At 60.4% G+C, this 14,138-nt stretch carries 12 protein-coding genes and 1 tRNA gene; 6 read left to right on the plus strand and 7 right to left on the minus strand.

What is annotated here, in order from left to right; translation table 11 throughout:
• The first annotated feature begins 227 nt into the window (after positions 1-227).
• Positions 228-1,529, plus strand: coding sequence for a purine-cytosine permease family protein (locus AC1D1F_RS09800; protein ID WP_477696142.1), 1,302 nt, complete (start codon positions 228-230; stop codon positions 1,527-1,529).
• Here the strand turns inward: AC1D1F_RS09800 and thiD are convergent.
• Positions 1,513-2,358, minus strand: a complete 846-nt coding sequence (gene thiD, locus AC1D1F_RS09805; protein ID WP_477678746.1) for a bifunctional hydroxymethylpyrimidine kinase/phosphomethylpyrimidine kinase — start codon at positions 2,356-2,358, stop codon at positions 1,513-1,515. The two genes, AC1D1F_RS09800 and thiD, sit on opposite strands and share 17 nt — an antisense overlap.
• Before the next feature lie 348 nt (positions 2,359-2,706).
• Between thiD and AC1D1F_RS09810 the strand changes: the two genes are divergently transcribed.
• Positions 2,707-3,375: a class I SAM-dependent methyltransferase gene (locus AC1D1F_RS09810; protein WP_477696143.1), complete on the plus strand. Its 669-nt coding sequence runs from the start codon at positions 2,707-2,709 to the stop codon at positions 3,373-3,375.
• A gap of 18 nt (positions 3,376-3,393) precedes the next feature.
• Here AC1D1F_RS09810 and AC1D1F_RS09815 read toward each other — a convergent pair whose 3' ends face one another.
• Positions 3,394-4,461 carry a glycosyltransferase gene (locus AC1D1F_RS09815; RefSeq protein WP_477678744.1) on the minus strand — a complete coding sequence of 356 codons (1,068 nt, stop codon included), beginning with the start codon at positions 4,459-4,461 and terminating at the stop codon, positions 3,394-3,396.
• 108 nt (positions 4,462-4,569) lie between these two features.
• Here AC1D1F_RS09815 and AC1D1F_RS09820 point away from each other — a divergent pair.
• The 4 genes from AC1D1F_RS09820 (at position 4,570) to AC1D1F_RS09835 (ending at position 7,225) form a co-directional block, all read left to right on the plus strand.
• Positions 4,570-4,645 (plus strand) — tRNA-Asn (locus AC1D1F_RS09820).
• A gap of 183 nt (positions 4,646-4,828) precedes the next feature.
• Entirely contained in the window at positions 4,829-5,596 is a 768-nt protein-coding gene (aat, locus tag AC1D1F_RS09825; protein ID WP_477678743.1) for a leucyl/phenylalanyl-tRNA--protein transferase, read from the plus strand.
• Positions 5,593-6,378: an arginyltransferase gene (locus tag AC1D1F_RS09830; protein ID WP_477696145.1), complete on the plus strand. Its 786-nt coding sequence runs from the start codon at positions 5,593-5,595 to the stop codon at positions 6,376-6,378. The genes aat and AC1D1F_RS09830 overlap by 4 nt, the downstream gene beginning before the upstream one ends.
• Before the next feature lie 67 nt (positions 6,379-6,445).
• Entirely contained in the window at positions 6,446-7,225 is a 780-nt protein-coding gene (locus tag AC1D1F_RS09835) for an IclR family transcriptional regulator (RefSeq protein WP_477678948.1), read from the plus strand.
• 41 nt (positions 7,226-7,266) lie between these two features.
• Here AC1D1F_RS09835 and pbpG read toward each other — a convergent pair whose 3' ends face one another.
• The 5 genes from pbpG to ilvC all read right to left on the minus strand — a co-directional run bounded on the left by pbpG (position 7,267) and on the right by ilvC (position 14,046).
• On the minus strand, positions 7,267-8,334 hold the full coding sequence (pbpG, locus tag AC1D1F_RS09840) for a D-alanyl-D-alanine endopeptidase (RefSeq protein ID WP_477678949.1): 1,068 nt from the start codon (positions 8,332-8,334) through the stop codon (positions 7,267-7,269).
• 205 nt (positions 8,335-8,539) lie between these two features.
• Positions 8,540-10,078 (minus strand): 2-isopropylmalate synthase, encoded by a 1,539-nt coding sequence (locus AC1D1F_RS09845; RefSeq protein ID WP_477696146.1) that lies wholly within the window; start codon positions 10,076-10,078, stop codon positions 8,540-8,542.
• A 20-nt stretch (positions 10,079-10,098) separates the two neighbouring features.
• Positions 10,099-11,799 (minus strand): 2-isopropylmalate synthase, encoded by a 1,701-nt coding sequence (leuA, locus tag AC1D1F_RS09850; RefSeq protein ID WP_477696147.1) that lies wholly within the window; start codon positions 11,797-11,799, stop codon positions 10,099-10,101.
• A gap of 163 nt (positions 11,800-11,962) precedes the next feature.
• The gene (gene pssA / locus AC1D1F_RS09855; protein WP_477683970.1) at positions 11,963-12,775 is read right to left on the minus strand and encodes a CDP-diacylglycerol--serine O-phosphatidyltransferase; all 813 of its coding nucleotides are present in this window, start codon (positions 12,773-12,775) and stop codon (positions 11,963-11,965) included.
• 254 nt (positions 12,776-13,029) lie between these two features.
• Positions 13,030-14,046, minus strand: coding sequence for a ketol-acid reductoisomerase (ilvC, locus tag AC1D1F_RS09860; RefSeq protein ID WP_477651608.1), 1,017 nt, complete (start codon positions 14,044-14,046; stop codon positions 13,030-13,032).
• Positions 14,047-14,138 lie beyond the last annotated feature (92 nt).

Below are 14,138 nucleotides of genomic sequence, written 5' to 3' on the forward strand. Positions count from 1 at the left end.
GGCGTAGTCAAGACCACCTGGATGAATCCGCCTACAATTTACGCAGTGCCCGCAAGGGCGCTTTCGCTGGGGGTGTTGCTGTGGTTCGCAAGCGCGAACGGCGGTGGCTGAGAAAGTCCCTTTGAACCTGATTGAGGTAATCCTCGCGCAGGGAAGCATGTTCCAAAGGCCCGCTGTTCTTGCGGGCTTCAGGCAGGCCGACCTCGCATCGTTGATCGGAGCTGCTGATGACCGCGCCTTCTCTTTCCACGCCTGCCGCCGGCAACACCGCGCTTTCGCCATTGCCCGCGGGCGACCGCCTGTTCGGCTGGAGCGACCATGCCGCGCTCTGGCTCAGCCTGGGCGTGGGCCTGCTGGTCATGCAGATAGGCGCCTACCTGGTGCCGGCCCTGGGCACACAGACGGCGCTGGCGGTGATCGTCTGCGGTTCCATCCTGGGCGCGGGCCTGTTGGCCTGGACGGCCAAGATCGGCTGCGACAGCGGGCTTTCGAGCGCCGGGCTGATGCACGCCACTTACGGCAGCAGCTTTGCGCGCCTGCCGGTGCTGCTCAACATCGTGCAACTCATAGGCTGGACCACTTTCGAGCTCGTGGTGATGCGCGACGGCACCGTTGCCATTGCGCGCCAGTCCGGCAGCTTTGCGGGGGCAGTCTGGCCTGTGCTGGCGACCTTGCTCTGGGGCGCGGTGCTGCTGGCGCTGCTGTCGGGCTCCATGGTCAGGCTGGTGCGCAAATTCATAGGCCGCTACGGCCTGCCGCTGGTCATTGCCTCGCTGCTGTGGCTAAGCTGGCAGTTCCTGGCCAAAGCCGATGCGCAGGGCTTGGCAGCGCTCTGGAACCGGCCCGGCGAAGGCGGCATGAGCACGCTGTCGGCGCTGGACCTCGTAATCGCGATGCCGGTCTCGTGGCTGCCGCTGGTGGCGGATTTCGCGCGCCATGGCCGTGACGGCAACAGCGCCCTGCGCGGCACCTGGCTGGGCTATGCCATCGCCAATATCTGGTGTTACGCGCTGGGCCTGCTGGTGGCCATCACGGCGCCCAGCACCGACCTGGTCGCCGCGCTGCTGCTGGCGCAAGGCGGGCTGGTCGCGCTGGGACTGATTCTGATCGACGAGGTCGACAACGCCTACGGTGACCTGTACTCGGGCTCGGTGGCCGGCCACAGCCTGAAGCCGGCCTGGAGCGTGCGCCGCTGGGGCGTGGGCTTGGCCCTGCTGTGCACCGCGCTGGCGCTGGTGCTGCCCATGCACAGCCTGGAGCCGTTTTTGCTGATGCTCAGTTCGGTGTTCGTGCCCCTGTACGGCGTGATCCTGGCGCGCCTGGCCGGCACGCCGCAGATCGCCTCGCTGGTGGCCGGTCGCAAGGTGAATGTCAGCGCCGTCGCGATCTGGCTGCTGGGCATTGCCTGCTACCACCTGTGCGCGAAGTTCGCGCCGGACTGGGGCGCCGCATTGCCGACGCTGGTGTTGACCTTTGCCTTGGCGCGATTCACCCGCGCCAATTCCCAAGGAATTACCGCAGCGGCTTGAGCCGCATCGCGATGGGCGCGTAGCCGTGGTTCAGCGGCCCGCTACCGGCCCCCGTGCGCACCCTGGCGCCGGCCGCCATCGCCGCGCGCACAAAGTCGCGCGCCAGCTGCACGGCCTCCAGCAGGGGCTTTCCGAGCGCCAGGTGCGCGGCAATCGCGGACGACAGCGTGCAACCGGTCCCGTGGGTGTTGGGGCTGGGAATGCGCGGCCCGCGCATCCAGTGCAGCTCGCCGCTTTGGGTGGCCAGCAGGTCGCTCACCACGTCGCCGGGCAAGTGCCCGCCCTTGAGCAACACGGCGCGCGCGCCTTTGGCCAATAGTTCCTGCGCCGCGGCTTGCATAGCCTCTTCGTTCGTCAGCGGCCGGCCGACCAGCAGCGAAGCTTCATCGAGATTGGGAGTGATCAGGACGGCGCGCGGAAACAGCTCGCGCACCAGGACGGCAATCGCCGGGTTGTCGATCAGCACCGCGCCGCTGGTCGCGACCATGACCGGGTCCAGCACCACGTTCGGCAGTGCGTGGCGGTCAATCGCCTCGGCCACCGTCAACACGATGTCGGGCGCATGCAGCATACCTATCTTCACCGCGTCCGCGCCTATATCTTCGATGACGGCATCTATCTGGTCGCGCAGCATTTGCGGCGGCACGCCATGGATGGCGCGCACCCCGCGCGTGTTCTGAGCAGTCAATGCGGTGATGGCCGTCATGCCGTAACAACCCAGCGCGGCGAAGGTCTTGAGGTCGGCCTGGATGCCAGCCCCGCCGCCGCTGTCGGAACCTGCGATGCTCAGAACGCGGGGATATTCGTGGTCAAAAAGAGAGTCGGTCATTCGTTTGTCCATGGCCTCAAGCCGGGTTGAGGCGTGCCAGCTACATCATGTGTACTGCGTGACTGGCCGCGCCGATGAAGGCTATGCGCCGTCGATTATCGCGGCATGACCCACAAGTTATGCGGGCGCTTGTCTCCTCGGCGGGCTGCGGCCATCGCGATGCGCTCCGGTTGATATCACGAACGCCGAGAATATGCATGTCTTTTTTTTGCGGATACAGCTTGCATCCCGTCGTGGAGCCACGAGAGGAAAACATAGAATGAACATCCTCCAGGCTTTGCGTTATGCTTTTCAAAGCTTGTTCGCAACTCGCCTCCAGCTAGCTGATCGCACTTAGAGCCCATACTTATGAATCACACTCCGGTTCACGAAAACCATAACCCCGACCTTCTGGATATTATTCCTTGGGGAGCCAAAAAGTTGATTGAGGTGGGGTGCAGTTCGGGCGCCCTGGCAAGGGAGTTCAAGAAACTATCGCCAGACTGCCACTACCTTGGCATTGAGATAGATCCAGCCTACGCAGAGCTTGCACTACGCTACTGCGACCAAAGCCAGGTCCTTGACATCGAAACCGCAGGCGACGCCTTCTGGAAGGAAAATACAGACAGGGACTGCTGGATCTTCGGTGACACCCTCGAGCACCTCAGGGACCCCTGGAAGGTCCTGCGTCAGGTTCGCAGTGTCATGCCGAAAAACGCGTGCATTGCCGCTTGCATTCCCAATGCGCAGCACTGGTCCTTACAAGCCAAATTGAGCATTGGCGATTTTCGCTACGAAGACACCGGCCTTCTGGACAGAACCCATTTGCGGTTTTTCTCCAGGCAGACTATTCTGGAAATGTTTAACGACGCCGGGTTCACTGTCGCGGCCTGTATCCCCCGAATCTTTTACGAACCCCCTAGGGAGCTGTTTCTGCCTGTTATTGAGCAACTGGCAAAGCTGTCGGGTGCAAATCCACAAACTTCGGTGGATGATGCCATGCCGTTTCAATACGTGGTCAGCGCCGTCCCCCGATAACGTTACGCTGGCGAATGGCTAAAACCAGGCCTTCAACATTTGGGCACGGTTTACATAGGGGAAATTTGCCTGTTCGGTCATGCCGTCACTTTCTCTTTCCGGCAGGTGATCTTTGTATTTTTCCCAGAATCTGTTCGCATAGGTTTTATAGATTCCCTCAAAATCTCCGACCGTTGATTTATGGGCAATTAAAATGTCTTTGCATACCGCCAGCTCAAAGCCGCGCAAAAAAGCGCAATAGCTAAAGTCCGTGTCGTAGCCATGAAAACCATCAAAAGTTTCTTCGTCGAATCGCACTGACTCGACGACATGGCGGTTGGCTGCGATAAAAACTCCGTCCAATGCCTGCACGCCTTTAATCTGCGTCAGCTGTATGCCCCCCCACATCGACAGATGGAAGAGGTCGCTGGGCCACGCGCCGGCGACCGGGTAGGCAATCACTCCATGGAGATAAGGGTCGCCGCTGCTCATCCACTTGCTGTCCTTCAGCTTGGTCGTACCAGCGCACCCGATGACATCAAAGGCTTGTAAATGCTTGCGAACCAGGCCGGAAAAACTCGGCGAAATAATCTCGATGTCGTCATGGCAAAAAATCAGAATCTCGCCCCGACTTTTCGCGACACCTCTGTTGTAACCCTCGCACAAGGACTTGGCATCATGGATGCCGATCAGCTCATACGGTGAATCACCAAAACGATCTCTGAGATTGGCGCAGACCAGCTCATATTTGACGGGATCAATGCTGCAGATGATGACCGAGATCAATGAATCCGTCTTCGCCCCATTGCGTCCAACACCACCGTTAGCGGTGGCCGAGGTTTGGCGATTTCCTGCACGATGGACAATCGCAAGGAAAACGCCCCCTATGAGGCAAAGTCCGGCGAGGATGACTGCACCAACCAGGTATCGCTGCCAAAGCGACCATGAAGCCAGTGCGAGCGTACAACAAGCCAAAGTTATCGCATGGGTGATTTTGCGGCTTACCCGGGCCTGGCTCGGAGTGTCGATCTGGTTGGGTCGCATAGTAAGGCATGAGGTTATCACCAATGAGAACGTCACTCTGCCCTCGGCGTCGGGCAGTGCCATTGCACCTCCACGCTCGCTACCGGGATGCCCCGACCGACAAGAAGCCATCAGAGGAAATGTCCTGGGCTCAAAAAGCGCAAAAATTAACGCTATAATCTAAGGCTGTATTCCTCAATAGCTCAGTTGGTAGAGCGCCGGACTGTTAATCCGTAGGTCCCTGGTTCGAGCCCAGGTTGAGGAGCCAGTTAATTCCGAAAATGGGCACTCTTGTAGTGCCCATTTTTTTGTGCTGCCGGAACATGCGAAGCCGAGCCTCAGGTCGCGCCATCGCTCGCCGGCCTTGCCACCAAAATCCGCTCGGCTACCATGGCGCATGCCCTTCCCGGCCCGCCGCTTCCACCGTTTCATGCCGATGCGCTTTTAAGCCATGGGGAAACTACCGCGTCCCGTGCCCTGGCTTGCCGCCGGCGAAAACTTTCCGCCGCTGGAAGAAGCCTGGGGCCATCATGACCCTGCCCCCGGCCTGCTGGCGGCTGGCGCCGCGCTGGACGTGCCCACGCTGATCGAGGCTTATTCCCACGGCATCTTCCCGTGGTTCAGCCTGGGCCAGCCCCCGCTCTGGTGGAGTCCCGATCCCCGCATGGTCTTGCAGACCCGGCATTTCAAACTGCATCACTCGCTGCGCAAAACGCTGACCCGCTTTCAGGCGCAGCCCGCTTGCGAAATTCGCTTTGACAGCGCCTTCGAGCGCGTCATCAATGCCTGCGCGAGCAAGCCGCGCGCCGGACAGCCGGGCACCTGGATTGTTCCCGACATGGTGCAGGCCTATGCAAACCTTCACAGGGCGGGCCATGCCCACAGCGTGGAAACCTGGGTGGACGGCGAACTGGCCGGCGGCCTTTATTGCGTCAACCTGGGCCGCATGGTGTTCGGCGAATCGATGTTCGCCCACCAGACCGATGCCTCCAAGGTCGCGCTGGCGGCACTCGTTGCTTTTTGCCGCGCCCAGGAGATGGCCATGATCGATTGCCAGCAAAATACCCGGCACCTGGCGTCGCTGGGGGCGGGCGAAATCACCCGGCAGGAATTTGTCGCCCATCTTGCCCGGAACGTGGGCAAAACCGCTCCCCTTTGGGAGTTCAAACCCGTATACTGGAATCAGCTTCTGACGACGGGAATGACAGACCTACCGTGACGCACCTCAAAGACCTGCCTCTGCAAACCTTGCAGTTTTATGCAACGGCGCCCTATCCCTGCAGCTACCTGCCAGGCAAACAGGCCCGCTCGCAGGTCGCAACGCCCAGCCACCTGATTCACAACGACGCTTACTCGGACCTGGTGACCAACGGCTTCCGGCGCAGCGGAATGTTCACCTACCGCCCCTATTGCGATGGATGCCAGGCCTGCGTGCCGCTGAGGGTGCCCGTCGAGCTGTTCAGCCCGGACCGCAGCCAGCGCCGCGCCTGGAACCGGCATCACACGCTGCACGCACGCATCCTCAAGCTCTGCTTCATGCCAGAGCATTACCAGCTCTACCTGCGCTACCAGAACGGCCGCCATGCGGGCGGCGGCATGGACCATGACAGCATTGACCAGTACACGCAGTTCCTGCTGCAAAGCCGGGTCAATTCGCGCCTGGTGGAGTTCCGCGAAACCCTGCCCAACGGCGAGCCGGGCGCACTCAAGATGGTCTCCATCCTGGACGTCCTGGAAGACGGCATTTCGGCGGTCTACACCTTTTATGAGCCGGACGCCCGCGCGAGCTACGGCAACTACAGCGTGCTCTGGCAAATAGAGCAGGCGCGGCGCCTGGAGTTGCCTTACGTCTACTTGGGCTACTGGATCGCCGAAAGCCCAAAGATGAACTACAAGGCGGGGTTCAAACCCAATGAAGTGCTGATGGACGGCCGCTGGGTACTGACCTCAACGCCTACCGCCGCCACGTCAGAGGGCAACAGCGACCCCACTCAAGCCTGAGCCTCCGCGAGCGTCACCAGACGCTTTTGCATTTCACAGGGTAAAATTTGTAGCAGAAAGCCTGCACATGAAAAAGCCCGATTCCACCCTCCCCGCCACGCCGACCGTCCAGGTCATTGAACGAATGTTCACACTGCTTGAAATCCTGGCGAATCGCGAGGAAGCGCTGTCACTCAAGGAAATCAGCGAAAAATCGGGCCTCCATCCTTCCACAGCGCACCGCATCCTGAACGACCTGGCTACCGGCCGTTTCGTTGACCGCCCTGCAGCCGGCAGTTACCGGCTGGGCATGCGCCTGCTGGAACTGGGCAACCTCGTCAAGGCGCGCCTGGACGTACGCGACGCCGCGCTGATCCCCATGCGCGAGCTGCACAAGATCACCCAGCAACCAGTGAACCTGAGCATGCGCCAGGGCGACGAAATCGTGTATGTGGAGCGCGCCTACAGCGAGCGATCCGGCATGCAGGTGGTGCGCGCCATCGGTGGCCGAGCACCGCTGCATTTGACGTCCGTGGGCAAGCTGTTCCTGGCCTTTGACGATCCCCAGCGCTTGCGCACCTATGCGACGCGAACCGGGCTTTCGGGGCAGACGCGCAACAGCATCACCCAATTACCGGTGCTCGAGCGCGAGCTTTCCAAGGCACGCCAGTACGGCATCGCGCGCGACAACGAAGAGCTGGAACTCGGGGTGCGCTGCATGGCCGCAGGGATTTACGACGACCAGAACAAGCTGGTGGCTGGCTTGTCGATTTCGGCGCCGGCGGACCGGCTTGATGAGCACTGGCTGCCCAAATTGCAGGCAACGGCCAATGAGATTTCAGCGGCGCTGGGCTACAGGCCCAAATAAAACCGGACTGCTTTTTTGAGCGCGGCCGCAAGGGCCAACACTCAACCGTTTGCCTGCTTGGCGGAGGCGCTGACGTTGAGCTTGGGCTCGGTGCTCACGGGGTTGGACTCCACCCAGCGGCGCACACGCTCTGCGTCGCCCAGGCGGCTCAGCTTGCCGGCGGAATCCAGGAACACCATGATCAGCTTGCGGCCCGCGATCTTGGTCTGCATGACCAGGCATTGGCCGGCTTCGGAGATATAGCCGGTTTTCTGCAGGCCGATGTCCCACTCGGGATTTTTTACGAGGCGGTTGGTGTTGTTGTACTGCAGCGTACGGCTACCGACGGCCACCTGATAACCGGTGGAGGTCGATAGCTCTCGCAGCATGGGGTCGCCATGGGCCGCATTGACCAATGTCGCGAGGTCCTGCGCGCTCGACTGGTTGCGGCTGGACAGGCCGGTGGGCTCGACATAGCTGGTGTCGGTCATGCCCAGCATCTTGGCCTTGGCATTCATCAGGCTCACGAAAGTGCCCATGCCGCCGGGATAGGTGCGGCCCAGGGCGTGCGCCGCACGGTTTTCGCTGGACATCAGGGCCAGGTGAAGCAGTTCACCGCGGGTCAGCGTGGTGCCGACCTTGAGGCGCGAGCTGCTGCCCTTTTCGGTGTCCACGTCATCCTGCGTGATGGTGATCAGTTCGTCCATGGGCAGCTTGGCGCCGCTGACAATGACGCCGGTCATCAGTTTGGTGAGGGATGCAATCGGCAATACAGCATGGTCGTTTTTGCTGAACAGCACTTCACGTGTGTCCTGGTCGATCACCAGCGCGACGCTGGACTTGAGCTCAAGAGGATCCTGCGAGCCGTGCAAACCAGCAATCTGACCAAACGAAGGTTTGGCGGGAATGGACGCGCGAATGATGCTTCTGCGTTTTGTACCTGCAACAAAACGTACGCTCTTGCGCGTGGAGACAATTTTTTTGGAGGCGGACGCTTTGGACGAAGCGTGCTGCTTTTTGACAATGGTGTTTTTGGCGGTCGCCGCATTGGCGGCGGGCACTGCAAAGGCGGCTATCAGAGCCACGAATCCAACGATTTTTAATGCGCGATTGAAAATCTGATGAGACATGGTGAATATTGCCTGCGTGGGGATTGCAATGGGTGGGATGGCTGGAGTGTATACAAATAGAAAAAGTCACGCAATATCAAAAACTTGCGTGACTTTCCTAAAAACACACTCACTTGTGCGATTTTTAACGCTCAAAGCCCTATCCGCACTCAGACCCAACGCTAAGTCATTGAATATAAAGGATTTTATTTTCCGACTTGTTACATTATCCCTGCGCGGCAACCCGGTCGGCTTTACTTTGGAGTTTGTTCAAGGCGCTCAAATAGGCTTTGGCGGACGCCACCACGATGTCCGGGTCGGCCCCCACGCCGTTGACCACCCGCCCGCTGTTCTGCAGGCGCACCGTCACCTCCCCCTGGCTTTCCGTAGAACCGCTGATGGCGTTCACGGAGTAAAGCACCATCTCGGCACCGCTTTTGACATGTGATTCGATGGCCTTGAGGGAGGCGTCCACGGGGCCGTTGCCGTCGGACTCGCCTTTGACTTCCTTGCCGGCCACCGTGAACACGACGCTGGCCTGGGGGCGCTCGCCGGTTTCGCTGTGTTGCGACAGGGACACAAAGCCGTACTGCTCGTTGTCATGGGAAGCGCTTTCATCGCTGGCCAGCGCCAGGATGTCTTCGTCGAAGATCTCGCTTTTGCGGTCCGCGAGTTCCTTGAACTTGGCGAAGGCGTTGTTGATATCCGCCTCGCTTTCCATCGAAACACCGAGCTCCAGCAAGCGCTGCTTGAAGGCGTTACGCCCACTCAGCTTGCCCAGCACGATCTTGTTGGCGCTCCAGCCCACGTCCTCGGCGCGCATGATTTCATAGGTATCGCGCGCCTTCAACACGCCGTCCTGGTGGATGCCCGAGGCATGCGCGAACGCATTGGCGCCGACCACGGCTTTATTAGGCTGCACCACAAAACCGGTGGTCTGGCTCACCATGCGGCTGGCCGCCAGGATGTGCTGCGTGTCTATACCCAGGTCAAGGCCGAAATAATCCTTGCGGGTTTTGACGGCCATCACCACTTCTTCCAGCGAGCAGTTGCCGGCGCGCTCGCCCAGGCCGTTGATGGTGCATTCCACCTGCCGCGCACCACCGATCTTCACGCCGGCCAGGGAGTTCGCAACCGCCATGCCCAAATCGTTGTGGCAATGCACAGACCAGACGGCCTTGTCGCTGTTGGGGATGCGTTCACGCAAGTCCTTGATGAAGTTGCCGTAGAGCTCGGGAATGGCATAGCCCACGGTGTCGGGCACGTTGATGGTGGTCGCGCCTTCCTTAATGACGGCCTCCAGCACACGGCACAGGAAGTCCGGATCGGAGCGATAACCGTCTTCCGGGCTGAATTCGATGTCGCCCATCAGGTTTTTGGCAAAACGCACCGAGAGCTTGGCCTGCTCGAATACCTGGTCGGGCGTCATGCGCAGCTTCTTTTCCATGTGCAGCGCGCTGGTCGCCAGAAAGAGGTGCAGACGCCCGGAGGCTGCCGGCTTCAAGGCCTCGGCGGCGCGGGAAATGTCCCTGTCGTTGGCGCGGGCCAGCGAGCAGACGGTGGCGTCCTTGATGACTTCCGAAATGGCTTTCACGCATTCGAAGTCGCCGTTGGAACTGGCAGCAAAACCGGCCTCGATCACGTCGACTTTCAGGCGCTCCAGCTGGCGAGCAATCCGCAGCTTCTCATCCCGGGTCATGGACGCGCCGGGCGACTGCTCGCCGTCGCGCAGGGTGGTGTCGAAAATAATGAGTTTGTCGGTCATGGTGGGCTCCTGAAGAATTTTTAGATGGACGGGGCCAAAGCGGCACAAGACGTATTTTCGCTGCAAGGAGCGCGCATTTGCGCACGCTGCCATCCAGACAGGATTCCCTTGAAGGAAGCCAAGACGATGTTCGCGTCCATGCCGACGCCAAACACCGTATGCCGTTCGTCGATGCGCAGCTCAAGGTAGGCCACAGCGCGGGCATCGGCCCCCGAGCCCAGGGCGTGCTCATGGTAGTCCAGCACGCGTACCGTCGTGCCCAGCGCCTCGTTCAAGCCGTTCACGAAGGCCTCAATGGGCCCAGCGCCCTGCCCCGTAATCTGTTGCGTTGCACCGGCCATTTGCACCTGCGCCGTCAAGGCCACGCCACCCGCCGATACGGCTTGCTGCACCTGAGGTGCCTTGGTGCTGGCCAAACCGTATTCCTCTTCGAACAACTGCCACAGGTCTTGTGCCGTCAACTCCTTGCCCGCGTTGTCCATAACGGCTTGGACGGCCTGGCTGAACTCGATCTGCAGGCGGCGCGGTAATTCGAGGCCGTATTCGCTTTCCAGCAAATACGCGATGCCGCCTTTGCCCGACTGGCTGTTGACGCGAATCACCGCCTCATAGCTGCGTCCCAGATCTTTGGGGTCGATGGGCAGATAGGGGACCGCCCAGGCGGCATCCTCCTTTTGAACGGCGAACGCTTTTTTGATGGCGTCCTGATGCGTACCTGAAAACGAGGTGTAGACCAGCTCGCCGACATAGGGATGGCGCGGGTGCACCGGCAACTGGTTGCAATGCTCCACCGTACGGCGGATCTCGTCGATATTGGAGAAGTCAAGATTAGGCGCCACACCCTGGGTGTACAGGTTGAGTGCCACATTGACGATGTCGAGGTTGCCGGTGCGTTCACCGTTGCCAAACAGGCAGCCTTCTACGCGCTGCGCGCCGGCCATCAACGCCAATTCAGCCGCCGCCACACCGGTACCGCGATCATTGTGGGGATGTACCGACAACACCACCGAGTCTCGCCTTGCGATGTGCCGATGCATCCACTCGATCATGTCGGCAAAAACGTTGGGCGTTGAATGCTCAACGGTGGTTGGCAGGTTGATGATGCAAGGATGGTCGGCCGTGGGCTGCCACACTTCGGTGACGGCATCGACCACTCGCCTGGAAAATGCCAACTCCGTGCCGGAAAAGTGTTCGGGCGAATACTGGAAAGTCCACTGCGTGTCGGGTTGAGCATGCGCCAGATCCTGAATCAGCCGAGCATGGCTGGTGGCCAACTCGACGATCTGGTCCGGATTCATTCCCAGGACTACCTCCCGCATCAAGGGCGAGGTGGCGTTGTACAAATGCACGATCACTCGCCTGGCGCCCACCACCGCTTCCATCGTGCGCCGTATCAACGGCTCCTTGGCGGGCGTCATCACCTGGAGCGTGACATCGTCGGGAACCATGTCGTTGTCGATCAGGTGGCGTACGAAATCGAACTCAACCTGCGATGCAGCCGGAAAACCAACCTCGATCTCCTTGAAACCGATCCGCAGCAACTGTCCGTACATCCGCAGCTTGCGCGCAATGTCCATAGGCTCAATCAGCGCCTGGTTGCCGTCGCGCAGGTCGGTGCTGAGCCAGACAGGCGCTTGTGTCAGAACAGCGTCGGGCCAGGTGCGGCCTTGCAAGGCAATGGGTGCGAAAGCGGGGTACTTGCTGCTGGGTTGCTTCAACATGGTTTTCCTCTCGAATCAAAAACCAGCAACCCCAAGAAAAAACGGCCCGTTGCTGGTGCAAACGGGCCGTTGAATCAGGTGTACGCGTGCGCTACCGTCTCCGCCCGTTGGCAGATAGCAGTAGTGCTAGCGAAATTCGTTTCATCCGGTCAATGTACCACAATTATTTGTGGAGGCCGCGCTCGTCCGGCTCGTCGGTGGAGGTCGAGATCACGCTGGTCTGCTGGCCCTTGGCCTTGCGCCAGCCATACAGCACATAGCCCGAAAAGCCATAAAGAACGAACAGGCCGAACATGACGGTCGGCGGATGGATGTTGATGACGGCGATCCCGAGCGCAATCAGCACGATGGCCGCGAAAGGCACGCTGCGTTTCATCTGCACGTCCTTGAAACTGTAGAACGGCACGTTGGTGACCATGGTGAGGCCCGCATAAAGCGTAAGGCCGAAGGTGACCCAGCGTACCTCCATTCCGCTGATACCGGCGTCGGTCATCAACCAGATAAACCCGGCTACCAGGGCCGCTGCCGCGGGGGACGGCAGGCCCTGGAAGAAACGCTTGTCGACCACCGCCGTGTTCACGTTGAAACGGGCCAGGCGCAGCGCGGCACAGGCGCAGTACACAAATGCGCCTATCCAGCCCCAGCGCCCCAGGCTGGTCAGGGCCCAAACGTAGGCGATCAGGGCCGGCGCGGCGCCGAAGGACACCATGTCCGAGAGCGAGTCCATCTGCTCGCCGAAAGCGCTCTGTGTGTTGGTCATGCGGGCGACGCGGCCGTCAAGGCTGTCGAGCACCATGGCACAAAACACGCCGATGGCGGCCTGGTCGAAGCGCCCGTTCATGGCCATGACGATGGCGTAGAAGCCGCCAAACAGGGCGGCCAGCGTAAACAGGTTGGGCAATATGTAAATGCCCTTGCGGCGCTTGCGTACCATCACCGTCGGGTTGTTGCCCGCGGACTCTTCGCCATCATGCATAAAAATACTCCTGAAGCACAACTGGTGCGCGCAAACAGCTATTAAATTCATAGCATCCGAGGACACCACCGAGGAGCCGGTCCACTCCGCCTGGGGCAGGCAATTGCCGGCTCAAGGCGCCAAGGATACCAAGATCGGCACCGAAAAATGCCCACATGGCGCGAATCACTCTCGAATTTGCTCCCGCCAGTAAAAAAGCCGCGCAGGAAGTTTGCGCGGCTTTTTGCAGGACAAGGCCCTGACGGGCGCCTACATCAGTTGCGGGTCTGGTCAACCAGCTTGTTTTTGGCGATCCAGGGCATCATGGCGCGGAGTTTTTCGCCCACGATTTCAATCTGGTGCTCGGAATTCAAGCGGCGGCGGCTCAGCAGGGTTGGTGCACCGGCCTGGTTTTCCACCAGGAAGCTCTTGGCGTATTCACCGGTCTGGATGTCTTTCAGGCACTTGCGCATGGCGTCCTTCGTGGCCGAAGTCACGATGTTGGGGCCCGTCACGTACTCGCCGTACTCGGCGTTGTTCGAGATCGAGTAGTTCATGTTGGCGATGCCGCCTTCATAGATCAGGTCGACGATCAGCTTGAGTTCGTGCAGGCATTCAAAGTACGCCATTTCAGGCGCGTAGCCGGCTTCCACCAGCGTTTCGAAGCCGGCCTTGATCAGTTCGACGGTGCCGCCGCACAGAACGGCCTGCTCGCCGAACAGGTCGGTTTCGGTTTCTTCGCGGAAGTTGGTTTCAATGATGCCGGCTTTGCCGCCGCCATTGGCCATGGCGTAGCTCAGGGCCAGGTCGCGGGCCTTGCCGGACTTGTCCTGGTGCACGGCGACCAGGTGAGGCACACCGCCGCCCTGGGCATAGGTGTTGCGCACCGTGTGGCCGGGAGCCTTGGGAGCGACCATCCAGACGTCGAGGTCGGCGCGGGGAATCACGGCGCCGTAGTGCACGTTGAAACCGTGGGCGAACACCAGGGAAGCGCCCTGCTTGATGTTGGGGGCCACGTCGTTCTTGTAGACCGCGCCGATCTGCTCGTCGGGCAGCAGGATCATGACCACGTCGGCGGCTTTGACCGCGTCAGCGACTTCGGCGACCTTCAGGCCCGCCTTTTCGACCTTGGGCCAGGAAGCGCCGCCCTTGCGCAGGCCGACGACCACTTTCACGCCGCTGTCGTTCAGGTTTTGCGCATGGGCATGGCCCTGGCTGCCGTAGCCGATGATGGCGACTGTCTTGCCCTTGATCAGGCTCAAATCACAATCTTTGTCGTAAAAAACTTTCATTTTTCTCTCCAGAATAGGTATTGGCGAAAATGCCCTTCGACAGGCTCAGGGCGAACGGTAAACGCATATCGCCACTCAAAATCCGTTCGCGT

The sequence above is a fragment of the Polaromonas sp. P1_H6 genome (assembly GCF_056405195.1).